This is a genomic window from Pseudomonas fluorescens (assembly GCF_002837185.1).
In the GTDB taxonomy this organism is placed as follows: Bacteria; Pseudomonadota; Gammaproteobacteria; order Pseudomonadales; family Pseudomonadaceae; genus Aquipseudomonas; species Aquipseudomonas fluorescens_AM.
Genome location: NZ_KZ478028.1, coordinates 1 through 22,493, shown reverse-complemented (window position 1 = coordinate 22,493; position 22,493 = coordinate 1). Strand labels below are relative to the sequence as shown.

18 protein-coding genes and 1 tRNA gene are annotated in these 22,493 nt (G+C 60.5%); 9 read left to right on the top strand and 10 right to left on the bottom strand.

Annotated features, from left to right (window positions below):
- Nucleotides 1-14 precede the first annotated feature (14 nt).
- The gene (locus CIB54_RS25225) at nucleotides 15-4,802 is read right to left on the bottom strand and encodes a membrane-targeted effector domain-containing toxin (RefSeq protein ID WP_232790609.1); all 4,788 of its coding nucleotides are present in this window, start codon (nucleotides 4,800-4,802) and stop codon (nucleotides 15-17) included.
- Nucleotides 4,803-5,216: 414 nt separating this feature from the next.
- Between CIB54_RS25225 and CIB54_RS25220 the strand changes: the two genes are divergently transcribed.
- Nucleotides 5,217-5,411 carry a hypothetical protein gene (locus CIB54_RS25220; RefSeq protein ID WP_005788056.1) on the top strand — a complete coding sequence of 65 codons (195 nt, stop codon included), beginning with the start codon at nucleotides 5,217-5,219 and terminating at the stop codon, nucleotides 5,409-5,411.
- A gap of 11 nt (nucleotides 5,412-5,422) precedes the next feature.
- Here the strand turns inward: CIB54_RS25220 and CIB54_RS25215 are convergent, their stop codons facing one another.
- Nucleotides 5,423-5,803 carry a fe2+ zn2+ uptake regulation protein gene (locus tag CIB54_RS25215; protein ID WP_101221282.1) on the bottom strand — a complete coding sequence of 127 codons (381 nt, stop codon included), beginning with the start codon at nucleotides 5,801-5,803 and terminating at the stop codon, nucleotides 5,423-5,425.
- Nucleotides 5,804-6,038: 235 nt separating this feature from the next.
- Here CIB54_RS25215 and CIB54_RS25210 point away from each other — a divergent pair, with 235 nt between their 5' ends.
- Nucleotides 6,039-8,318, top strand: a complete 2,280-nt coding sequence (locus CIB54_RS25210) for a bifunctional acylase PvdQ (RefSeq protein WP_101221281.1) — start codon at nucleotides 6,039-6,041, stop codon at nucleotides 8,316-8,318.
- Between the two features lie 231 nt (nucleotides 8,319-8,549).
- Nucleotides 8,550-8,623 (top strand) — tRNA-Cys (locus tag CIB54_RS25205).
- A gap of 102 nt (nucleotides 8,624-8,725) precedes the next feature.
- Here CIB54_RS25205 and CIB54_RS25200 read toward each other — a convergent pair.
- Both CIB54_RS25200 and CIB54_RS25190 read right to left on the bottom strand, forming a co-directional pair.
- Nucleotides 8,726-9,334: a hypothetical protein gene (locus tag CIB54_RS25200; protein WP_101221280.1), complete on the bottom strand. Its 609-nt coding sequence runs from the start codon at nucleotides 9,332-9,334 to the stop codon at nucleotides 8,726-8,728.
- Nucleotides 9,335-9,773: 439 nt separating this feature from the next.
- Nucleotides 9,774-10,022 (bottom strand): DUF6124 family protein, encoded by a 249-nt coding sequence (locus CIB54_RS25190; RefSeq protein ID WP_101221279.1) that lies wholly within the window; start codon nucleotides 10,020-10,022, stop codon nucleotides 9,774-9,776.
- Nucleotides 10,023-10,827: 805 nt separating this feature from the next.
- On the opposite strand from CIB54_RS25190, the gene CIB54_RS25185 reads away from it, so the two are divergent.
- The gene (locus CIB54_RS25185) at nucleotides 10,828-11,025 is read left to right on the top strand and encodes a hypothetical protein (RefSeq protein WP_065952640.1); all 198 of its coding nucleotides are present in this window, start codon (nucleotides 10,828-10,830) and stop codon (nucleotides 11,023-11,025) included.
- 249 nt (nucleotides 11,026-11,274) lie between these two features.
- Nucleotides 11,275-11,442, top strand: a complete 168-nt coding sequence (locus CIB54_RS27530) for a hypothetical protein (protein ID WP_175413306.1) — start codon at nucleotides 11,275-11,277, stop codon at nucleotides 11,440-11,442.
- 33 nt (nucleotides 11,443-11,475) lie between these two features.
- On the opposite strand, the gene CIB54_RS25180 is transcribed toward CIB54_RS27530, so the two are convergent.
- The gene (locus CIB54_RS25180; RefSeq protein ID WP_101221278.1) at nucleotides 11,476-11,733 is read right to left on the bottom strand and encodes a hypothetical protein; all 258 of its coding nucleotides are present in this window, start codon (nucleotides 11,731-11,733) and stop codon (nucleotides 11,476-11,478) included.
- Nucleotides 11,734-11,960: 227 nt separating this feature from the next.
- Here CIB54_RS25180 and CIB54_RS25175 point away from each other — a divergent pair, with 227 nt between their 5' ends.
- The 3 genes from CIB54_RS25175 to CIB54_RS25165 all read left to right on the top strand — a co-directional run bounded on the left by CIB54_RS25175 (nucleotide 11,961) and on the right by CIB54_RS25165 (nucleotide 14,868).
- Nucleotides 11,961-12,569 carry a LysE family translocator gene (locus CIB54_RS25175; RefSeq protein ID WP_065952642.1) on the top strand — a complete coding sequence of 203 codons (609 nt, stop codon included), beginning with the start codon at nucleotides 11,961-11,963 and terminating at the stop codon, nucleotides 12,567-12,569.
- Nucleotides 12,570-12,934: 365 nt separating this feature from the next.
- A complete protein-coding gene (locus CIB54_RS25170; RefSeq protein ID WP_065952728.1) occupies nucleotides 12,935-13,918 on the top strand; it encodes a GlxA family transcriptional regulator in 984 nt (327 codons plus the stop codon).
- A gap of 32 nt (nucleotides 13,919-13,950) precedes the next feature.
- The gene (locus tag CIB54_RS25165) at nucleotides 13,951-14,868 is read left to right on the top strand and encodes an ADP-ribosylglycohydrolase family protein (protein WP_101221277.1); all 918 of its coding nucleotides are present in this window, start codon (nucleotides 13,951-13,953) and stop codon (nucleotides 14,866-14,868) included.
- Nucleotides 14,869-14,876: 8 nt separating this feature from the next.
- Here CIB54_RS25165 and CIB54_RS25160 read toward each other — a convergent pair whose 3' ends face one another.
- Genes CIB54_RS25160 through CIB54_RS25140 form a run of 5 tightly spaced genes read right to left on the bottom strand, consistent with a single transcriptional unit; the run spans nucleotide 14,877 to nucleotide 21,308 of the window.
- Entirely contained in the window at nucleotides 14,877-16,124 is a 1,248-nt protein-coding gene (locus CIB54_RS25160; protein WP_101221297.1) for an NAD(P)/FAD-dependent oxidoreductase, read from the bottom strand.
- Between the two features lie 3 nt (nucleotides 16,125-16,127).
- A complete protein-coding gene (locus CIB54_RS25155; protein WP_101221276.1) occupies nucleotides 16,128-17,699 on the bottom strand; it encodes an aldehyde dehydrogenase (NADP(+)) in 1,572 nt (523 codons plus the stop codon).
- A gap of 60 nt (nucleotides 17,700-17,759) precedes the next feature.
- A complete protein-coding gene (locus CIB54_RS25150; RefSeq protein WP_065952645.1) occupies nucleotides 17,760-18,707 on the bottom strand; it encodes a dihydrodipicolinate synthase family protein in 948 nt (315 codons plus the stop codon).
- Between the two features lie 37 nt (nucleotides 18,708-18,744).
- Nucleotides 18,745-19,671, bottom strand: coding sequence for a 4-hydroxyproline epimerase (locus tag CIB54_RS25145; protein ID WP_065952646.1), 927 nt, complete (start codon nucleotides 19,669-19,671; stop codon nucleotides 18,745-18,747).
- Between the two features lie 11 nt (nucleotides 19,672-19,682).
- Complete coding sequence (locus CIB54_RS25140; protein ID WP_101221275.1) at nucleotides 19,683-21,308, bottom strand: APC family permease; 1,626 nt, start codon at nucleotides 21,306-21,308, stop codon at nucleotides 19,683-19,685.
- 187 nt (nucleotides 21,309-21,495) lie between these two features.
- On the opposite strand from CIB54_RS25140, the gene CIB54_RS25135 reads away from it, so the two are divergent.
- The gene (locus CIB54_RS25135; RefSeq protein ID WP_101221296.1) at nucleotides 21,496-22,284 is read left to right on the top strand and encodes an AraC family transcriptional regulator; all 789 of its coding nucleotides are present in this window, start codon (nucleotides 21,496-21,498) and stop codon (nucleotides 22,282-22,284) included.
- Nucleotides 22,285-22,493: the final 209 nt, after the last annotated feature.

Sequence of the window (22,493 nt, the reverse complement as noted above, 5' to 3'; positions counted from 1 at the left end):
GACGGGTTGCCTGGTCACTCGGCCGTGAAAATCTGCAGGTCTCCCGTGATGTCGTCATGGGTTTTGAGCTCACCATTCGGGCCCGGTCGCAGGTCTGTGGATTTCGTGCCGTAGCCTACCCTGATGCCGGCTCTCTCATAGATACCAATGCCAACGCCGCCGGTCGCTTCGGCCAGGCCACGTACACCCTGGGTAGTGTTGATGTGCTGACGACCCACCAGGGCAACCACCTTGCCCTTACGCTTATGGCTCAGCAGCTCACGGGCGGCGTAGTAGTTCATTTCCTTGAGCCGTCGTATATTCCGGTCGGCCCGGCTCAGGCCGGTATGGGCACTGCGCTGATGTCGATGGCGGGTCAGATAGAAGTGATCGAGAGGCACCACTTCAATGCCGTTGGCCTTGAATGTGTCGATCAGTGTCTGCAAATTGAAATAGGGATCGTAGGGCCGATGATTGGGGCCTGTGGTGGCCATCCCATCGTTCTTGAGCCGCTTTTCTTTGTCATAGACCATACCTTCCACCCCGAACACCTTGACGTTTTTACGCTTGAACACGGGGATCAGGTCGGTGAGGACACGAAATGAAGCCAGGCTAAGGTGATTCTCGCCGAAGGCCACGATATCCGCACTGTCCAGGGTCTTTTCAACCAGGTTGGCGATTGGTTCATAGGGTTTCATTTCGGGAAGTGCAGGGCGTGGTAGTTCAGGCGCCGCCAGGCTTCTATTCATCTCCAGTTCGAAGCGATCCTTTGTAGCTTGCCTGCGGCTCGGCGTGAAATGGGCTTCGATGGGCGCGCCTTGGATGAACTCGACATACGGTATGTCCAGCGGCGGCAGATGATCGGTCTTGGGCACAATGTGTTCCGCCAAGTCAGGCACTCGGTGTGCTGCAAGCGAAGACGGGTCAGGCCTCCTGTAGGGATGACCCCGTTCTACTTTGTGCGCGTTGAGACGCGTCCTCGAGGCGTTGAGATCGGGTGACGGCGGCATCAGCGTATGGGCCGGATTGAACGCCACCAAGGGCGAACCGTAGGGGCGTTGGGTGCTCGCGTCAAATGCGTACCACTGGCCGTCGTGCTTCATCGCATTGACGTTCACGGCACGGTTATCCACGTTCAACCTGCCCGTCGCGGCTGCGTCAAAGCGTTTGCTGGCGGTTTTGAGTTCGTCGAGCGCCACCGTACCCTTGAGACTGCGCAGCCCGCTGTTCACCGCGCCAGCGGCCTCGAAGGCAACTTTACCTGCTCCGATTATTATCTCGTCCGCGCCATTGAACGGGTTGAACTCCTTGACCATGGGCACAACCATGATTTTCGTGACCTTGAACGCCTTGTTCGCAACCGATGCCGTCGTCCTCAGCACTTTCGCCGCTTTGGCGGCGGCCCCTGCCCCGGCAGTGACGAAGCCAAAGGCATCAAAGGCAAGGTCGTTGATGGCGTCGCTGTATTCGCCCTTATTGAAGTTCACAATGGCCGAACGCAGGGGAATCAGATCGAGAAACCCATCACGCAAGGTGGCCAACCGTTCGTTGGCTTGCTCCGAGGGCGTGACGCCTGCAGCGGCTTTACGGATGGATGGGTTGTCCAGGTCCAGTGCCTTGACGATCGAGTCGGCGAGTTCGTGGGTACGGGGATTGATGAACATGTACGGTGCCGAATTTGTGCCGGACCGCTCGCTATCGAGGGGGTCGCGCTTGGCGCTGTCTATGTCCAATCCCTTCAGCAGTGAGCCGCCGCCCAGGTATTGGACGAACGTTTTCATGCCTTCAACGGTTTTTTCTCGGCTGACATCAGGAAAAAACTCTTCCTCTTTGGTTATTTCGTTCGAGAAGTACTCTGGCGCGCGGGGTATTTCCCTGTCGCCAAGGTTACGGATAACGCCTTTTTGCGTATCGAACGCATAGTTGGAAGTCTTTCCGTTGTTTTCTGCGGTGACCAGTATCCGGGGGCTGGTGTGGAACAGTTTCGGCCCCACGAAGGGCACTGTGCTGGTCTTGTAACTTTTCTCCAGGTAATAGGTGATTTTTCCGAAGCTGAGATTCTTCTTGTCTTCAGGTGGCAGATTATTGAGGGCGTTGATCACGCTCAGGTGTTTGACTTTTTTGAACTTGGCGATCGCTTCGGAAAACGCCGTGTCGAAGGCAGTTTTAATATTGAATTGTGGTCGCTGGGTGAAGGCGACGAAGGTAGCCAGGCCGACGCCGTGGGTGCCTTTTGCGATATTCCAGCGATCATCCATGACGATCTGCTCCATCACGATGTCGCGCATGGAGTAAGGTTTGCCTGGCTTTCGGGGTAAGGTGTCGGAGAGTCTTGAAAATATTTTCTTATCGAAGTCAACGTCCACGCCGAACTCGGCGATGAGCAGATCCGCTGCCATTGCAGCACGATCCGGCATGACCGTGTCCATTAAAGCACTGCCTTCCTTGAGTTTTTCCCGCTGGTTGCTGAAGGCTGCCTGCACCCGATCAAGGTCTTCCTGGCTGTACAGCGCATCGCTCTTTGCTGCAAGAATATTGTTGCTGACGCCCCAGTCCACCAACGCCGCTGTTTGTGCCCAAGCCGGGGCGGGCGGCAGTGCGCAGGCCTTGACCATCACCTCGGCGAACGTCATGTTGGCCGCAGTACATCCAATGGCGGCAACTGCCAGGCAAAGGTCCCGCCAGGCTTGAGTGCCCTGGCGCACATTATCGGGGATATCCCTGACCAGATATTGCGGGGCGGTGCGCATCAATAGCAGATGGGCGGCTGCCGTTGCCAGCGCGGGTGATGCCCGTCCCTCGTCAATCAAATGCTGACGCAGGCCTTTGGTAACTGTCGAGAGAGGTTGCCCCCAATGGCTTTCTTTGGCCAGGTCGAACCCGGCTACCCGGTTGCGGTGGGGCGACGTAATGGATTGCGGATCCAGCGTCAGCTGCAGCGCAGCCAATGTGTAGTCATTGATGCTGGAGTCGGTAGAGATGCCGTTCAGTTTGGTCTGCATGGCCAGGCCCAGCGCCTGGCCTGCAGTGGAACTGACGAGGCTTTCCAGCGTCTTGACTGGATCCTCCAAGGTGTCGGAGGAGAGGAGCTGGTTGCTGTTGAGATAGGCCAGTACGTTGCGTTCCGGCCCCTCCTGCGATGATTGCATGCCGGTGTTGGCATGCGCGATTGCAGCCGTTCGCAGCGTCTGTTGCTGGCTGATATTCAGTGGGATCGGCCAGGACAAACCGCCACCGAAATTGCCGTAGGGATGTTGACGTGCCTTTAACGCTGCCGTCTCTGCCAGGGACTGCAACTCGCTTCTGGTCTTGGGCAGTGGCAAGCCGTTCTCGATGATGAAGGCTTCCACTGAGGCCGGTTTTCCGGGCTCCAGGATGTAGGCCTGATACTGGGCCGAGTCCGGCGCTATGTTCATCGGCGCCTTTTTCAGGGCGGCAGATACGTCCCGCGCGGGGGCTTGCTCGGACAGGCAGTGATAGGCCAGGTTCAGTTGCTGCGCCAGGTACTGCCAGTTTTTGTGATTCGCCAATTGCTGACTCAGTGCCTGGCGACCGTCCACGTTGCTCAAGCGATCCTGCAGCGATTGCGTACGCGCCCATAGAGGATTGGTCCCGTCGAAATGCAGGCGCAGGTCAGCGGCTTGCTGCAGGTCGGTCGTCACTTGCCGCGCTCGCCATGGATCATCATATTGCACGCTGTTTTCGGGTTCATACAGCGCCTGCAACTGGTTAGTCAGCCTGTTCTGATGAAGCTGCAGCAGTTGCGGCACGCCGGTGGCAATGACGTCGGTCGCGACTGGCGTGAGCTGTTGGCTCAGGTCTTTGCTCCAGTCGCTGCCGAGGCTGTGCTGGAGCATCAATGGCAGTGTCTGTTTCAACTGCTCTGCCGCCTCCGGATCGGAGCGCAGACGCTGGCCGAGCTTTTCAAACGCCTTGGCCGGGCTGTCGAACGTTTCATACCCGTCGCGCGGGGTGTACAGCACCGTCAGACCTTGTTGTTCGGCGAGCGTCAAGGTCCTGTCCGTTTCCGGTTTGTCGTAGGCACGTGTCGCTGATGAGCCGTCGCGGCTGGTAATCATGAACGCGCCGGCCAGCAGCGTGCCGGTGGGTATTGGCAGATTGAGCTTGAGCGGATAAACCCCCGGCCGCTCGCCATCGCGCATGGCGCTTTCTCGAGCCGCCAGCGTCGGGTACTCAAAGGCCTTGTCGATCAGGGTCTTGGCGACTGGGCTCAGTGTGCCGTCTTCGACTTTCAAGGCCGCCAGTGTGGACAACATCTCACGATGAGTATTGAGCAATTGATCCTGGGGCGACTCGGGGTTGACCTCGCTCGGGCGCGGCTGCGTCCAGAACCGTGTAAAACTTGCAGGCAGTTCGTTTTCGATGGCCTGGGCCATCGCCAGCAGCGAGCTGCCGGCGCTTAACTGCTGGTGACTTTCGCTGGGCTCTGCCGTGCTGTAAAAGCCGACTTCCGTGGTGCCTGGGCGTATCGGCGACAGCGGTTCAACCGAGCTGTTGTGCTTTCGTAGCGCATCGAACAAGGCTTCGGTGATGCTTTGCGTCGAGACCAGCGTGCGCTGTCCCTGCTCGTCGGTGTGATAGCGATGCACATACAGTGATGAAGCGTCCACAGGTGGGGTGGCGCCGAAGCTGCGGGCCAGTTGTTGCTCGATAACGCTGCTGAGCGTTGGCTGACGCAGCAGCAGCGCCTGGATAGTCTGATTGAGTGTCTGGTATTGATTGAGCAACAGGCGCTGATCGGTTATTTGCAGGCCACTGAGCAGGTCTGTGCGTATCGCGCTGACCGGTGCGATCCCTTGCACGGAGGGAAGCGTCGATGCAGGTACAGGCTGTGGCGTAAGTTGAGGTGGCGGGGTGTTTTCCAGGGAGGAAACATCCCGGCGTATACGGAGGTTGGCGAGGCCTGAAATCAATTGAGTAGTCCAAGTGACGTTGGCCCAAGTTTCCCTATGATGTTTGAGGAATGATTCTTCCTTGTTGGGCTTCGTATAGTTGGGTCTATAGCGTCGGTACGTTCCGTAAGGGCGGGGCGAATATGGTGTATCCGCCGGTGTCCTGGGTATCGGTTCAAACCAGTCAGGCGTAGCACAAGCCAAAATTTTTCATCGCCTGTAACATAAGCCCCCGCCGGGCCCCATCCGTCCTCGCCACCGGGTAGGTGCCTGGCATGCGCAGCGATACAAAGTGGATACATTCTTCAGGTTCAGGAACCCGTCATGACCCAAAAACAACGTTTGAAATACTCGATTCTGATTGCCCTGGCCGTCCTGGCCTCGATGTTCGGCCTGTCTTACCTGCAGAACATCGGGGTGATCAGCGAAAAAACCTTCCAGTACCTGGCCATTGCGATTGCCGTTGTCGTGGTGGTGATCAACGGCATCATGCGGCGCAAGGTCAAGCCTCACTTCTGATAGCGCGTGATTCAGACGCGCCCATCGAGCACTTTGGCAGCCTCTTCGTGGAGGCTGTAGCTCTTGTCGGCATTGAGGGTGATCACGCCCTCGCTGCACAGGCGCTTGAGCACCTCGCGTACGCTGAGAAACGACAACGGGATGCCCAGTTCCAGCAAATGGCTGTGCACACCGCGCACGCCGAGGGTGCGCTGGTTGTCGGCAGCGGTGAGCAGGGCGTCGATGACCTTCAGCCGGATCAGGCTGGTGCGCAGACCGAAACACTTGAGCAAATGGCGTATGCGCTGGTTGCCCTGCTGTTCGGGCGCGTTGCCGAACCCTTGCGGGCCGTTGCCGAAACCGGCCTCGGCGGTTGCTGAATGTCCATCCGTGGGTGCTTGTGGGTCGTACATGCAAAACTCCTTATCAGAGCCTGATCAGGAAAATGATGGTGCTCTTATTCAATAAGACGAACGAACGAGCAAAATCATGAAGTGCAGACTGTAGAAAATTTGTCGGTATCGGGTTTGTCACAGTGCACTCGCCAGGAATAAACCTGCCGCGCCGCTAAATTATTCCCGGTGAGTTGCGTCCTAACGGTGGGGTAGTTGTCCCTATCGAGGGTATTCAATTGACTGTGGAGTCGGCGTGATTATTTCCAATAGGTTGTCCAGGATAGGCGTGGCGGGGATGTTGCTGGGGTTGAGCCTGGCGGCATCGGCGCGCGAGGAGGTGACGCAGGCGTCGGCGCAGATTCGGCGTACCACCTATGGCGTCCCGCATATCCGCGCCAACGACGAACGTGGCCTGGGTTTCGGCATCGGCTACGCGTATGCCCAAGACAATCTGTGCCTGCTGGCCAATGAAATCGTTACGGTGAACGGTCAGCGTGCCCGATTCTTTGGCCCCGAGCAGACCACCCTGGAAGAACGCAACAACCTCGCCAGCGACGTGTTCTTTACCTGGCTGAACACACCGAGCGCGGTGCAGGCATTCTGGAGCGCGCAAACGCCGCAGATCCGCCAGCGTATCGACGGCTATGTGGCAGGCTTCAATCGTTATCTGAAAGAGCAGGGCGCACCGGCGCAGTGTCAGGCGGCGTGGGTGCGTCCACTGGTCAAAGAAGACCTGGTCAAGCTGACACGCAGGCTGCTGGTAGAAGGTGGCGTCGGGCAGTTCGCCGAAGCGTTGGTTGGCGCGACGCCTCCCCAGGCCACGGCCGCTGTGCAGCCGGACGCCAAGGCATTCGAGCTGGCTGCGGCGCATCAACAGCGTTTCACCCTGGACCGGGGCAGCAACGCCGTCGCGGTGGGCCGAGATCGCTCCTTCAATGGGCGCGGCATGCTGTTGGCCAACCCGCATTTCCCATGGGTGGGCGGCATGCGTTTTTACCAGATGCACCTGACCATTCCCGGCCAGCTGGATGTGATGGGCGCGGCGCTACCCGGCTTGCCGGTGGTGAATATCGGCTTCAACCAGCACGTGGCGTGGACGCACACGGTGGACACCTCCAAGCATTTCACCCTGTACCGCCTGACCCTCGACCCCAAGGATTCGACCCGTTACCTGCTCGACGGCAAATCCTTGCCCCTGGATAAAACCACGCTGACCGTTCAGGCCAAGCAAGCCGATGGCAGCCTCAAGGACGTCACCCATGACGTCTACAGCTCGCAGTTTGGCCCCGTGGTGCAATGGCCCGGCAAACTGGACTGGGACAACCATTACGCCTACAGCCTGCGCGACGCCAACCTCGGCAACGACCGCGTGCTGCAACAGTGGTACGCCATGAACCGCGCCGACAGCCTCCAGGCGCTGCAAACCTCGGTGCATACCCTGCAAGGCATCCCGTGGGTCAACACCCTGGCTGCCGATGACCAGGGCCAGAGCCTGTACATGAACCTGTCGGTAGTGCCCAACGTCAGTGCCGCCAAGCTCGCGCAATGCAGCGACCCGCGGGCAGGCCTGCAAATGATCATGCTCGACGGCAGCCGCAGCGCCTGCGCCTGGGACATCGACCCTCACGCCGCGCAAGCGGGCATCTTCGCGGCCGCTCAATTGCCGCAACTGCAACGCAGCGACTACGTGCAGCATTCCAACGATTCGGCCTGGATGGCCAACCCCAAGGCGCCGCTCACCGGCTTCTCCCCGGTGATCAGCCAGGACAACATCGGCCTCGGCCCCCGTGCGCGTTTTGCCCTGCAACGCCTGCAATCCCTGGAGAAACAGCCGATTACCGTCAGCGCCCTGCAAAGCATGGTCATGGACAACGAGGTGTACCTGGCGGGGCAAGTCATGCCTGACCTGTTGGCGTTCTGCGCCAGGTACCTGGGCAACGATGCCGCAGCGCTTGAGTCAGTGTGCACCCGGCTGAAAACCTGGGACCAGCGCGCCAACCTCGACAGCGGCCTGGGCCTGGTGCACTTCATCAACCTGGTGGAACACCTGCAGCAGATTCCCGACGCGTGGCGCGTCGCCTTCGACCCGGCCCACCCGCTGACCACACCCAAGGGCCTTGCCATCGACCGCGCGCCCGTGGCCAAAGCCCTGCGCGAAGCCATGCTCGCCTCCAGCGCCGCCGTCGACACACTCGGCGTGAAACGCTGGGGCGACATCCAGGTCTCCGGCCAAACCCCCATGCATGGCGGCCCGCAGGAACTGGGCATCTACAACGCCATGCAAACCGTACCCCGCGCCGACGGCAAACGCGAAGTCGTCAGCGGCACCAGCTATTTGCAAATCGTCAGCTTCGACGACCAAGGTCCGCAGGCGATAGGCGTACTGGCGTTCTCCGAATCCAGCAACCCTGACTCAAAATACGCCAAGGACCAGACCCAAGCCTTCTCCGAGAAACAGCTGCACCCAATGCCGTTCACCGAAGCCCAGATCAACGCCGACCCGCAGTATCAGATGCAGCGCGTTCAGGAGTAGGGCGGCCACGCAACCCCTTGATGCCAATGCGAAATATTTTTGAAATCAAGGGGTTGCGGGCAAAAGCAAATAAGTACATAATGGCGCCCATCGAACGCAACGAAGCATTAAAAACTTTAATGTATTCAATGAGTTAGATGTGTTGGATGAGTCAGAGTAGAGGCGCGCTTCACAGAGCCCACTCAAGTTTGTATGCGGTGAGTGCCGGCAACACAGGCATTGATCGTTTGAGGCCGAGTAGCAAAATGGTTATGCAGCGGATTGCAAATCCGCCTACGCCGGTTCGATTCCGACCTCGGCCTCCACTCTTGAAAACCCCGTAGATTAGCGTCTACGGGGTTTTTTATTGTCTGCGTTTTGAGATCGTTTCCGCAACTCTATAGAGAAAACGGGCTGACGGGGTGGCTTCAGGGCTTGCTCGCAGGGCCTTTTTCGGCTTCGATGATCAGCCTCAGCTTATTCAGTGCAGCGTCTTGAGTGAGTGTACTAAACGCGGTTCTCCAGAATGCAGTGCATGCCAGTACGAAGTCGATTCTGAGCCCCTCCTTTCCAAAACTTAACCGTTCGCCCGGACGCTTCACCGAAAGTTCGATGTAGCGTTTCTCCAGCGGGGTGAACTTGGGGTCAATCGCAGACATTAAGTTTACAAGTCTCGCGAGTTGCTGCACGTCGCCTTTGTCTAGATGCGGACTATGGCCGTGGGCAAGTTTGTTTCGCATGCTATTAACTTGATATATCACCGCTGCTATCTGCACCGGAATGCCAAACGCAGCAGCCATGCCCAGCTTCTGGCCGAAGTCTCGCGGCGGCTTAGCGTATCTGCCTACTTCGCCCTGGCACTTCTCATCAAGGTAAAACGATAGGAGGCTTTCCAGCATTAAATGGAAGCGCAGCACGCAACCCAGTTCATCTTCTGTCTCGGCCGCAGCGATAATAATTTGGACATCTGAAATTTTCTCCACGGCCAGGTCGAATCTATATACCTCCCCAGTACCTGTGTTCATGACCATTTCCATACCTGGCACTCCTATTTTTTAGAGGTTGTTAGAGAGGAGGCAATCTAGCACGCCACTATCTAGTTGGCTTTACGATCTCTCCCACCCGACGGTACACCTTCTTGGTCATCTCTTCGGTCGAGTGGCCAAGCATTCGGCTGGTGTGTGTAAATTCGATTTCGCTGGCTGCTTATGGGCGAATGTCCTTGAACTGAAACTGGCGGATCAGCACTGCCGGGGAGGAATCGCCGTCAGGAACTAATTGGGGTCAGACCATCATTCACAACATCAGAAAGAGCTGGCAGCTCCCGAGCGCCGCTGGCGTCACGGGAACTGGTCGCGACTGATGGTTTGTGGCACGTCACTTAGTCTTCACTCCTCCTTACAAAAGGAGTGAAGACCAAGGTTGGAGCAACATTAAAATTCTAATCCTTGCTATTTCCAGCTATACACTAAAAATTTAGCGAGTTACTGGGCTAATCTTCTCCAGCGCAAAATTCACCAAAAGTCCCGCGCTTTCAATAAGCTGAGCCAGTCCAAACGTTTGAAGACGCTGTGAACCGCTCGAGGCATGTGCTTGTTCATTTGCCATTGCGTTTGCTGATGCAAGGATTTCGCTCGCGTTCACTAGTGCTTCTTCGGAGCTAATACCTGGCCGTACTGTGAAAGCACTGGTGGGAAGATCGTTGTCGATTGGGTAGGTTTTCATGGCCGATACTCCAATGCGCCACACATTGAACGAATGCTCACGGCTAAGCACCAATAGATTTCCACGACTTCTATCTCAACAGCTCGATCATTACGATTTGTTAAAAACATCCTCTCGATCCTCAGACAGTTAAGAGGCCACCACCGCCGTTGCGACACGGATGGGTGGTGGACCGTGCAAGGGTCGCAAACCGGTGTCCGAGGGTACCGGCCGGGCAAAAGCCCGCCTCACACGGTCCACCATAGATGCGGTAAGCAGGCATAAAAAAAGCGCCTGCTACAGAGCTATGGCGCTACCGCGCCTCAGACTACTTCAGGTTGCGACACCCGGCCACAGGATTTACTGCGACGTCGAATCCTAGCCAAGTTGGTTCCCAGGGCTCAACCGCTTCGGCTTGTGGGAAATCTCCGAAGCAAGACAGAGCGGATGCATGCCGGTTGGAAATAGAGGATTTTGCTGCTGACTCAATCTACAAGACTGAGAAAATCAAATGTGGGAGGGGGCTTGCCCCCGATAGCGGTGGGTCAACCAACATCAGTGTTTGCTGGGCCGACGTCTTCGCGGGCAAGCCCCCTCCCACATTTGATCTTCGCTGCTTTGAGCATTTCGTTCGCTCAACTGACTGGCATTAGGATTTGGCCTCGATAGCAGTGGGTCAGAAATACCTCTATCAACTGTCACACCGCCATCGAGAGCAAGCCCCCTCCCACAGGATCACCATTCGTCTGCCACCCGGCACTCTGCCTGCCATGCCGTCTCTGAATATCAAGCGCGGATATCCCGAGCGTAGGAACGGAGAGCCAGCATGCATATCAACGAAAATGCCCCGGGGAACCTGTCTCAACAGGACGTCACCCGCAATACCGATAACGAAACCGGTCACGACCCTAAGCGTGATGAGGACACTATTCCACTGCCGCCGGACGACGAGGCGCCGCTGGAGGAGGATATGTCGGATGTGGATGCGGCCGATTCGGTGGCCAGTGAGCATCCGGATAACTAGTGATTGATTCAAGCGAATGAACCCGGCCTGGCGCCGGGTTTTTTTTGCGGTGCAGAACGACCCAGCCATCGTTTTTTCAAATCCCGAATCCGTGGTTTTCGACGAATGACGTGTCTGGATCAAGGGTTCCGGCCCTTAAACGGTTGTCACGGACGCCTCAGCCGACTACCCTGAAATTGTTTGTATTGTTACAAACAATTTCGGTGTGGCTGTTTTCCGGTCACACGGCTTCAGGATGAGGAACGAAAAATGTTTGCACACGAAGGTACTGCGCTAGAGCTTTTAACTTTGGTTTTCGGCGTGACGGCTCTGCTTCTGGTGATCTGGTTTGTCCACCACCAATACGAACTCAGAACGCGCAAGCGTGTAAAAAAACAACAAACCGACGGTAGCCAGCATTCCACGCAACATCGCTGATTGCCCCACCCCCATGCAGATTTGCGGCTGGTCTCAGCCAGCCGCTTCAGCTCGATTGATTCGCTGCTCTTTGACTTCATGCGCATAGGCTTCAAGACGTTTCTGCTGGATGGCCAGCAGGGCGCACACTTTGGTCAGCAGCGCCGCTTGATTACCCGCGCTGCCGCCGGCCGCCAGGGCCGTCAGTTCAACCATCGACCAGCCGATCACGGCGCCGGCATCTTCGAGGTCGTAGAACAGTTCCTGCTGCGCAGTCCTGGGACCGCCGAGATCGTCTATCAACGCGTCCATTGTGTTTATCCGGGGAAAATCACAGGCAAAGAAAAGCCCGCGATGGGGGAGCGGGCTAAAAGGTGTTCATGTAGGAGCTGGGATAACTCTAGGCCTGCGTCTGTGAAAGCTTCGTGAAACCCATGTCATCAAAGTGTATTCCTCGATCCAGCGCCAGCTGTATGGGGCGATAAAGCGCACAACCCTCTACTGTCGCAGGCACATCAACCCCGCTTGGATGCCGCGCCATGGTCATGTCCACCAGTCTTCTGTCAGCCTTTGTGCTGTTCGCTTTCGTGTCGTCGATCACTCCTGGGCCCAACAACACCATGTTGCTGGCCTCTGGCGTGAATTTCGGCTTTCGCCGTTCGATGCCCCATGCGCTGGGGATCAGCCTTGGGTTCATGGTGCTGGTGATTTGCGTGGGACTGGGCCTGGGCGAAGTGTTCAAGCTGTTCCCCTGGGCGTACACGCTGCTGCGCTATGTCGGCGCTGCCTATCTGCTGTACCTGGCCTGGAAGATCGCCAACGCCGGCGGCATGACGGACAGTGAGGACGAACAGGGCAAGCCGATGACTTTTCTTGGCGCGGCGGCGTTTCAGTGGGTCAACCCCAAGGCGTGGATCATGGCACTGGGCGCGATTACGACCTACACGCCGGCCGAGGGTTACGTGACCAATGTGCTGGTGATTGCGCTGGTGTTTGCCGTGGTCAACCTGCCGAGTGTGTGCGTGTGGGTCGGCTGCGGCAGCGGCTTGCGCAGTGTATTGCGCGAGCCGCGCTGGTTGCGGGCATTCAACTGGACCATGGCGGGGTTGCTGGTGCTGTCGCTGTATCCGATGCTTTTTGTGGGGTGACAGCCCCACTAGACCGGCGAGATGGTCGCCAGCAAGCCGATGCCGATGGTCAGCACCAGAAAACCGAACAGGAAAATAGCCATCTTGGTCATAAGGCCTCCAAAGGGAAGGGGGGGACGACAGGAATGTCGGGTGGCGCCATTGTCCGCTTCGGGCGGCTTTCGATACAGAGGCAGATGATGCGCAAAAAACCGTATCAGATGGCGAGCGAGCGCCTGAGTCGCAGGTTTTCAGGCACCACAGGTTTTTGCTGATCAGCCGCAGGGAGTGAGACAGCCACCGCGTTTGCCCCTAAGATAGCGCCCACTGCATCAACAATAAGAGTGGGCCAACCCGCGATGGAAAGACGCCAGTTCAGCGGTGGCATGAAGGGTAAGAACCTGCGCTACCTCAATGACAACCCCCAGCAGAGAGCTGCGGTCACCCGCATCGGCTTCCTGCTGCTCGAACATTTCTCGCTGCCTGCCTTCACCCAGACCCTCGACACGCTGGTCACCGCCAACCTGCTGCGTCCGGAGCTGTTCGTGACACGCACGTTCGGGTGGGACGAGCGTGAGATCATCAGCGACCTGGGCCTGGTCATCCGTCCCGATGCGCGCCTGGAACCTTCGGTTTTGCAGGATTTGGACCTGCTGGTGATCTGTGGCGGATTTCGCACCGAACTCAAGGCCAGTGAAGACTTTATCCATATCCTGCACGCCGCTGCCGAACAGGGTATCGGGCTTGCCGGCCTGTGGAACGGCTCGTGGTTTCTCGGCCGCGCCGGGTTGTTGCAGGGCTACCGTTGCGCCATCCACCCGGAGCATCGTCCGGCGCTGGCGGAGGTGTGCAAAGCCGCGCAGGTCACCAGCGAGCCCTATGTGATCGACCGCGACCGCCTCACCGCTTCCAGCCCCTCGGGTGCCTTCCATATGGCCCTGGACTGGATCAAGGGCCTGCACGGCAAGGCGTTGGTCGAAGGCATCGAAGACATCCTCGCCTTCGAAGAGTCGCGCTACCGCCGCATCAAACCGACCGAAAACGTCTGCGTCAGCGCACCGCTGCGCGAAGTGCTCAAGCTGATGGACGCCAACCTCGAAGAACCGCTTGAGCTCGACCAGCTCGCCGTCTACGCCGGCCGCTCGCGTCGCCAGTTGGAGCGCCTGTTCAAGGAACAGCTGGGCACCACGCCGCAGCGCTACTACATGGAGTTGCGCGTGACCGAAGCGCGGCGCCTGTTGCAGCACACCGAGCTGTCGCAGGTGGACGTGCTGGTGGCCTGCGGTTTTGTGTCACCGAGTCATTTCAGCAAGTGCTACAGCGCGTATTTCGGCTATCGCCCCTCTAAAGAAAAGCGCTTGGTCAAGTAGTAGGGGGGGCAATGTTTTCTCAGGGAGGGTTGATGGACATCACGCTTTTGGATCGTTATCGCGGCAGCTTGCTTGGGCTGGCCTGTGGCGACGCGGTAGGCACCACGGTTGAGTTCATGCCCAGGGGCACCTTTTCGCCCGTCACCGATATGGTCGGCGGCGGGCCGTTCAACCTCCAACCGGGCCAATGGACCGACGACACCTCCATGGCGCTGTGCCTGGCCGAGAGCCTGCTGCGCAAGGGCGGTTTTGACGCAGCGGATCAGATGGGGCGTTATCTGAACTGGTGGAAGTGGGGCTACTTGAGCTCGACCGGTGAATGCTTCGATATCGGCATGACGGTGCGTGAAGCGCTGGCGTCATTCGAGCGCAATGGCGAGGCGTTTTCCGGTTCCACCGACCCGTATTCGGCCGGTAATGGTTCGATGATGCGACTCGCGCCTGTGGTGCTGTTTTACTTTCCAGACCTGGAAAGCATCCGCCGATTCAGCGCGCTCAGTTCGCGTACTACTCACGCCGCCCAAGAGGCTATCGAATGCTGCGTGCTGCTGGCCGAGGCGATGAGCAGGGCCTTGAGCGGTGCGCCGAAGAATGAAGTGCTGCGCCTGGAGGACAGCGCGTTGTCGGCGCCCAAGGTCATGGCGATCGCCCGTGGTGAGTATCGCGACAAGGCCCAGGCAGACATTACAGGATCAGGTTATGCGGTCGCGTCCTTGGAAGCGGCGTTCTGGTGTTTCGAGCACACCGCAAGTTTTGCCGAAGCGGTACTCGCTGCGGCCAACCTGGGGGATGATGCCGACACGACCGCCGCTATCGTGGGGCAGTTGGCCGGTGCACATTATGGTGTCCATGGGATCCCCATCGGTTGGCTGAACACGCTCTGCCAGTGCGACGATATCCAGGACACCGCCGATGCATTATTCGCGGCCTCCTCGAATCAGCCCTGTTAAGGGCTTTATCAAAACCGCTCCAATCGATACGCCTGCAATCCCGGCACCGCCTCACCGCCTGCCAGCCCGGCGATTTTTTCCGCCGTCACCGCCGCCTGGGTCAACCCCAGATGCTGATGACCGAACGCAAGCAGCACCTTGCCGTCGCATACCCGGTCGATGATCGGCAATGAGTCGGGCAGGGAAGGTCGAAAGCCCATCCACGGTGTGGCGTCAGCGGCATTCAGCGGCTGGCGGAACAGGCCGTCGCTCAAACGGTGCAACTGCCACGCCCGCTGCATATTCGCCGGACGTTCCAGGCCGGCGAATTCCACGGTGCCGGCCAGACGCAGGCCGTCGGCCATGGGGGTCATGATGAATTTGCGTTCCAGTGAGGTGACGGCGAAGGGCAGGCGCTGGTGTTCGTGGGGCAGCATCAGGTGGTAGCCGCGCTCGGTGTCCAGCGGCACGTGCTTGCCGGTGAGGGCGGCGGTGAGATGAGCCGAGTGAGCGCCGCAGGCGATCAGGACCTGGCGCGTGGTGACTACGCTGTGATCCGTCATCAATGACACACCGTCATTATCCACGCGGCCATCCACGACGCGTTGTTGCAGAAAGGTCACACCCAAGGCCCTGGCCGCGTTCACCAACTCGCCGACCACTGCGAACGGGTCGAGAAAATGCCCGGTGCCCGGAAAAAACAAGCCGCCCCGTATCGCCTCGCTCAACTGCGGCGCCGCCGTGCGTACCGCTTGCGCCGACCAGAACGCCACGGGCACGCCTTGCTGCTGCATCCGTTGGTGCAAGGCATCCAACGCCGCGCGGGATTCGGCGTGCTCGAAGACCAGCAGCGAACCGTCTTCGCGCAGCAGCTGCGGTTGCCCGATAGAGCCCAACAAACGCTGCCAAGCGCCCAGGCTGGCTTCATTCAACGCGCGAATGCCGGCGACAGTGCGCCGATAGCGTGTCGGCCGCAGATTCAGCAGCAAGCGCATGAACCAGGGCAGGGCGCGGGGCAGGTAGGTCCAGTCCAGGCGCAGCGGGCCCATGGGATCGAGCAACATGGCCGGCAGGCGCTTGAGGATCGACAGGTCGGCGATGGGAAATACCTGCTCGGTGGCCAGGTGCCCGGCGTTGCCGTAGGAGGCGCCCATACCGGGTGCCTGCGCGTCGATCACCAGCACTTGCCGCCCTTGTCGCGCCAGTTGCAAGGCGCAGGCAACGCCGATGATGCCGGCGCCGATCACGACGATGTCCGCTGAATGGGGATCGGCCATCACTTATGCCTCTCTCCGGCCGTCGAGCAAGCGCCGCAGCAGCAACGGGTTGCCGTGCTGCAAGGCGCTGGGCAGCAATGCGTCCGGGAAATCCTGATAGCACACCGGGCGCAGGAATCGCAGGATCGCTGCCGTACCCACCGAGGTGCTGCGCGCATCCGAGGTGGCCGGGAACGGCCCGCCATGCACCATGGCATCGCACACTTCCACGCCCGTCGGCCAGCCGTTGACCAGCAGGCGACCGGCCTTGCGCTCCAGCACCGGCAGCAAGGCTTGTGCCTGCGGCAGGTCATCGTCGTCCAGATGCAGGGTGGCGGTGAGCTGGCCTTCCAGGTGTTCGGACACCTGGCGCACCTGCTCGGCATCGCTGCACTGCACCACCAGCGCGGCTGCGCCGAAGACTTCGGCTTGCAAATGTGGGTTGCCGAGAAAAGCCTGGGCCTGGGTCACGAACAGGTGGGCCTGGCCCTGGTTCGGTCCGGTGGGCAACAAGCCCTTTGCGGCGACCCGCGCATGCTGGGTCAAGCTGTCGACCCCGCTTTTGTAAGCCTTGAAGATACCGCGAGTGAGCATGGTCTGGGCCGGGCAGCGCTGCAGCGCGTCGCTGGCGCGGGTGATAAAGCGGTCCAGGGCGGCGTCCTGCACCGCGATCACCAGGCCCGGATTGGTGCAGAACTGGCCGGCGCCCTGGGTCAGAGAGGCGATAAAACCCTCAGCCAGCGCGTCGCCCCGTGCGCGCAGCGCAGCCGCAAACAGGTACACCGGGTTGATCGAACTCATTTCCGCATACACCGGAATCGGTTCCGGGCGCGCCTGGGCCGCCTGGCACAAGGCAATACCGCCAGCACGCGAGCCGGTGAAGCCTACCGCCTTGATACGGGGGTCGGTCACCAGCGCAACTCCCACGTCATGCCCGGCGTCGTAGAGCAGAGAAAATGTGCCGTCCGGCAAGCCGCAGTGGTGCACCGCCTGGGCGATGGCGCGGCCCACCAGTTCACTGGTGCCGGGGTGGGCCGCGTGCGCCTTGACGATCACCGGGCAACCGGCGGCCAGTGCCGACGCGGTATCGCCGCCCGCCACCGAGAAGGCCAGGGGGAAGTTGCTGGCGCCGAACACCGCCACCGGGCCCAGGGCGATGTGGCGTTGGCGCAGGTCTGCACGGGGCAGGGGTTGGCGCTGGGGTTGCGCGGTGTCTACGCGTACGTCCAGCCATTCGCCCAGGCGCACGGTGCGGGCGAAGGTGCGCAACTGCCCGCAGGTGCGGCCGCGTTCGCCCTGGATACGCGCACGGGGCAGGCCGGTTTCGGCGACGGCGCGTTCGATCAGCGCGTCACCCAAGGCTTCGATGTTGTCGGCGATGGTCTCGAGAAACGTGGCGCGGGCGGCCAGGGAGGTTTCGCGGTAAGTATCCAACGCGGACCCTGCCAGTGCGCAGGCCTGCTCGACCTGTTGGCGATCGGCGCCGGCATAGGCAGGCTCCAGCGGCGTGCCCGTGGCTGGATCAATGGCCCGGATCGCCTCGCGCGTGCCGGAAAGGGAGTGCTGACCGATCAGCATCTTGCCCGTCAGAGTCATGGGATCATCCTGGAAACAAAGGTGGGTGTGGCGGGGGAGCAAACTCCCTCGGCACAGGGATCAGTCGACGTTCTGCTCGGCCGACCAGTTGGCGTACCACTGGCGGAACAGCGCGTACTGTTGCTCGGCATAGCGTCGCTGAGCGTCGCTGAGCACATCGGTTTCGTTGAAGTGCAGGGCGTAGCCCTGGTCGCCGTTGAGTACCATCAAGTGTTTGTAATACAGCACCAGGTCGCAGCCTTCGTCGAACGAGGACAGTACCGCCAGCGCGGCTTCCAGCTCGCGAGCCTGGCGCCGGGCCTTGGCATCGCCCGTGGCGGCCAGCTTGCTCAGCGCTACCAGTTGCAGCACTTCGCGGGGCAGCGCGTTGCCGATGCCGGTGATGGCGCCGGTGGCGTTGCAATTGACAAAACCGTGCACCACCTGGGTGTCGACACCCACCATCAGCGTCACGTCATCGTCCTGGGAGGTAATGTTTTCCGCCGCATAGCGCAGGTCGGCGGCGCCGCCGAATTCCTTGAAGCCGATCAGGTTCGGGTACTCGCGGCGCAGTTCGAAGAACAGCTCGGCGCGGGTGGCGAAACCGTAGTACGGGCTGTTGTAGATCACCGCCGGCAGGTTGGGCGCCGCCTTGAGGATCGCCGCGAAGTGGGCCTTTTGTGCGGTAGCCGAGGCACCACGGGACAGCACACGCGGAATCACCATCAAGCCATGCGCGCCGACCCTGGCGGCATGCGCGGCGTGAGCCACGGCCTCACGGCTGTTGACCGCCCCGGTGCCGACGATGGTCGGTACGCCAGCGGCCACCAGGCGCGCCACGCCTTCCTGGCGCTCGGCTTCGGTGAGCAGCGGCCAGTCGCCCATGGAGCCGCAATACACCACGGCGCTCATGCCGATATCGATCAGTTCGCGACCCTTGGCCACCAGGGCGTCGAAGTCCGGTTTGCGTGCGGCGGTGCACGGCGTCATCAGGGCGGGCATGCAGCCGGTGAAGAGGTTGTCGCTCATGGTGCTGACTCCTTGGTATTGAGTAGTGGGGAAGGGCTCAGATGCCCCAGGCAAACGGGTCCTGCTCGTCGATCAACAACGTGCTGTCGGCGGTCATGTGGGCACGGCCGGTGATGAACGGGCGTATGCGTTCGCCGTCCCATTCATAGCGCGCCTGGAATTGACTGCCGGTGATGCTGGCCTGGACCCAGGGCTCACCGGCGCCGAGTTTGCCGTCGGCCGCCAGGCAGGCGAGCTTGGCGCTGGTGCCGGTGCCGCAGGGAGAGCGGTCATAGGCCTTGCCGGGGCACATCACGAAGTTGCGGCTGTCGGCCTCGGTGTCATCGGCGAACAGTTCGATGTGGTCGATCAGCGCGCCGTCTTCGCCGTGTATTCCCTGGGCTTCAAGGGCCTTGAGCATGGCCCAGGTATAGTCGGTGAGGGCGTCGACGTTGCTCATCTGCAGCGCCTGACCGTGGTCGGACACCAGGAAAAACCAGTTGCCGCCCCAGGCAATATCACCCACGACCTCGCCGTGGCCGGGCACCTGCACCGCGACCTGGCGACGATAGCGATAGGCGGGGACATTGCGCAGGGTCACCGTGCCGTCGGCGTGCAGCGTGGCCGTCACCGGGCCCACCGGTGTGTCGAGGGTGTGCACGCCCGGCTCGATCAGCCCCAGGTAGTGCAGCGAGGCAACCAGGCCGAGGGTGCCGTGGCCGCACATGCCGAGGTAGCCGGCGTTGTTGAAAAAGATCACGCCACAGGTCGCGCCCGGGGTGACCGGCGCGCAATACAGCGCCCCCACCAGCACATCGTTGCCGCGCGGTTCCAGCAGGCAGGCGCGGCGCCATTGATCGTGGTGGTTGCGCAGGTCGTCAAGTTGATCGGCGAGCGTGGCGCCGGCCAGCGTGGGGAAGCCATTCATGACCAGGCGTGTGGGTTCGCCGCCGGTGTGGGAGTCGATAACGTGCAGGCGTTTCATGCAAGGCTCCATCAGTGGGTGGCCGGAGAAAGTGGGGGGCTGTAACGAGCGTCACTGACGGCTTCGCTTTCATCGTCCTCGCTTTCCAGGCGCACCAGATGGGCCGGTACCCCGGTGGCGGCGCCCCAGTAGTAGATGCCCAGGGCACAGACCGCCACGACGACGGTGTCGAACGGGTGGCTGATGAGGCCGATGCCGCCGAAACTGCCGAGCTTGGAGAGCAGGATGGTCAGCGCATAGAACCCGATCAGCCAGGCCGACGAGCGCACCTGCTGCTTGAGATTCACGTGCGCGGTGGGCACCCAGCGGGCGCACAGCAGGTACACCCCGAACATCAGGATTTGCAGGCCGAGCAACCAGGACACCGTGCTCCAGCCCGACCAGTACACGATCAGCGCGGCGGTGATGAACGACAGCGGGCCCAGTACCGCCATGCCCTTGACCCGGAACGGGCGCGCCAACTGCGGGGCCGTGCGGCGCAGCGCAGCGACGGTGACCGGGGCCACGGCGTAACTCAGGATCAGCGCGGCGGAAACCACGTTGATCAGCGCTTCCCAGGATGGAAACGGCAGGGTCCAGAACACCGACAGGCCGAAGGTCAGCCACAGGGCCGGGCGTGGGATGCCGGACTTCGCATCGATATGGGTAAAAATCTTGAAAAAGGTGCCGGTCTGCGCCCAGCCGTACACTACGCGCGGCGTGGCGTTCATGTAGATATTGCCGCAGCCGCTCGGCGAGATCACCGCATCGGCCACCACCAGGTAGGCCAGCCAGCCCACGCCGAGTGCCAGGGCGATATCGCGATACGGCAACGCCAATTGCTTGCTGATGCCCGCCCAGCCATCGGCGAGCATGTCCGTGGGCACGCCACCCAGAAAGGCGGTTTGCAGCAGCACGTAGATCGTGGTCGACAGCAGTACCGAGAGAATCAGCGCAATCGGAATGGTACGTTGCGGGTTCTTCACTTCACTGGCCACCGAAATGATCGGCGTGAGCCCCAGGTAGGCAAAGATCACCCCACCGGCCGACACCGCCATCTCGATGCCCGACAGCCCGAACGGCGCAAAGCCGTGCATCTGCAAGTTTGCCGGTTTGAAGAAGGTGAACAGCACCCCGATCACCAGTAGCGGAACGATGAACTTGAACACGCTCACCAGGTTATTGGCGATGGCGAAGGTCTTTACGCTGCGGTAGTTGAGGACGAAGAACAGGCACAGCAGCGCGAACTGCACCAGCCAGCCCAGGGTGGTGGGGTCGCTGGAGCCGGCCTTGGTCAGTTCCGGAAACCACGCCGCCGCGTATTGGCGCGAGGCGACCACCTCGATCGCCACCAGGCTGGAAAACGCGATCAGCGTGATAAAACCCATCAGATAGCCCAACAGCGGGCCATGGGAATACACCGGGTAACGCACCACGCCACCGGCACGGGGCAGGGCGGCGCCGAGTTCGCAGTAGACAATGCCCAACAGCAGCACCGCGAAGCCGCCGATGAGCCAGGAGATAATCCCGGCGGGACCGGCAATTGCAGAGACATGACTGGCGGCGAACAACCAACCCGAACCGAAGATGGCCCCCAACCCGATAAAGGTGAGGTCCATCAATGACAGCTGTTTCTTGAACTTGCCTTGGCCTGACATAGCGGCGCCTTCTTGTGAGTTATTGGATAGGCATGCAGTGGCGCTATCGTGATGCCGATGCGCGAGCGGCGATTGATGGTTTGCGCCGGAATGGACGACGAATTCAGCACAGTTTTCAGCGCTCGACAGTGTCTCGGGCATGGGGCAATCTGCTCGGCGTCGGGGTCAGAAACGGGCGATGAAGGTCATGGTTCAGCACGTGTTTGCGAGTCTCTTGCAGGGCAGTCGCCCCCACAGCATCGAGCAGTTGCTGACGGGCGCGGCGCAGCTGTTGCCGTTGCTGGACGTGATCCCCAACGCGGCGATTTTCATCAAGGACATCGAGGCCCGCTACGTGCTCGCCAACCGCACCCTGGTGCAGCGCTGCGGTCTGCGGCAACTGCAGCCGCTGCTGGGCAAGACCAGCGCCGACGTATTCCCCGCACAACTGGGGCCGGGCTATACCGAACAGGACCGGCGTGTGCTGCAGCAGGGTCTGGTGCTGGAGGACCAGCTTGAGCTGCACCTTTACGGCAGCCGCGAACCGGGTTGGTGCCTGACGCACAAATGGCCGCTGTATAACGATGACGGCGCGATCATCGGCCTGGCCGGCATCTCGCTCGACCTGCAATCGGCCAGCGAAACCCACCCCGCCTACCAGCGCCTGGCGGCCGTGGACGAACATATCCGCGCGCACTTCAACCGCCGTGTCACCCTCGGCGAGCTGACGCGCATTGCCGGCATTTCCGTGGCGCAGCTGGAGCGCTACTGCAAGCGCGTATTCCACCTCACGCCCCGGCAAATGATCCAGAAGGTACGGCTGGAGCATGCCCACCGATTGCTGCACACCGAACTGCCGATTACCGACGTGGCGTTGCAGTGCGGTTATACCGACCACAGTGCATTCACTCGACAGTTCAAGGCATCGACAGGGTTCACGCCCAGGCAATACCGGCAGGCCACCCAACCTTCGTGGGAGGGGGCTTGCTCCCGATAGCCTTGGCTATCTACACAATGCTGTAGCAGCCAACGCTAACCACGATGCGAAGCGAGCCGCTCTTGACCTTGACCTTGACCTTGATCTTGATCTGCTTTTGATCTTGATCTCAGGCGCCCCGTTAAACCACGCTGGCCGAACGCAGGCTTGAATCCGTGGGTAACCCGGCAGGACGCCGGGTTAGCCGCACTGGGCCATGGATGGCCCAT

Bases quoted from the DNA above. Each gene is read 5' to 3' on its own strand.
- CIB54_RS25220 (WP_005788056.1), top strand. From the start codon at position 5,217: ATGACCCAAAAACAACGTTTGAAATACTCGATTCTGATTGCCCTGGCC.
- CIB54_RS25215 (WP_101221282.1), bottom strand. From the start codon at position 5,803: ATGTACGACCCACAAGCACCCACGGATGGACATTCAGCAACCGCCGAG.
- CIB54_RS25200 (WP_101221280.1), bottom strand. From the start codon at position 9,334: ATGGAAATGGTCATGAACACAGGTACTGGGGAGGTATATAGATTCGAC.
- CIB54_RS25190 (WP_101221279.1), bottom strand. From the start codon at position 10,022: ATGAAAACCTACCCAATCGACAACGATCTTCCCACCAGTGCTTTCACA.
- CIB54_RS25185 (WP_065952640.1), top strand. From the start codon at position 10,828: ATGCATATCAACGAAAATGCCCCGGGGAACCTGTCTCAACAGGACGTC.
- CIB54_RS27530 (WP_175413306.1), top strand. From the start codon at position 11,275: ATGTTTGCACACGAAGGTACTGCGCTAGAGCTTTTAACTTTGGTTTTC.
- CIB54_RS25180 (WP_101221278.1), bottom strand. From the start codon at position 11,733: ATGGACGCGTTGATAGACGATCTCGGCGGTCCCAGGACTGCGCAGCAG.
- CIB54_RS25175 (WP_065952642.1), top strand. From the start codon at position 11,961: ATGGTCATGTCCACCAGTCTTCTGTCAGCCTTTGTGCTGTTCGCTTTC.
- CIB54_RS25170 (WP_065952728.1), top strand. From the start codon at position 12,935: ATGAAGGGTAAGAACCTGCGCTACCTCAATGACAACCCCCAGCAGAGA.
- CIB54_RS25165 (WP_101221277.1), top strand. From the start codon at position 13,951: ATGGACATCACGCTTTTGGATCGTTATCGCGGCAGCTTGCTTGGGCTG.
- CIB54_RS25160 (WP_101221297.1), bottom strand. From the start codon at position 16,124: ATGGCCGATCCCCATTCAGCGGACATCGTCGTGATCGGCGCCGGCATC.
- CIB54_RS25155 (WP_101221276.1), bottom strand. From the start codon at position 17,699: ATGACTCTGACGGGCAAGATGCTGATCGGTCAGCACTCCCTTTCCGGC.
- CIB54_RS25150 (WP_065952645.1), bottom strand. From the start codon at position 18,707: ATGAGCGACAACCTCTTCACCGGCTGCATGCCCGCCCTGATGACGCCG.
- CIB54_RS25145 (WP_065952646.1), bottom strand. From the start codon at position 19,671: ATGAAACGCCTGCACGTTATCGACTCCCACACCGGCGGCGAACCCACA.
- CIB54_RS25140 (WP_101221275.1), bottom strand. From the start codon at position 21,308: ATGTCAGGCCAAGGCAAGTTCAAGAAACAGCTGTCATTGATGGACCTC.
- CIB54_RS25135 (WP_101221296.1), top strand. From the start codon at position 21,496: ATGGTTCAGCACGTGTTTGCGAGTCTCTTGCAGGGCAGTCGCCCCCAC.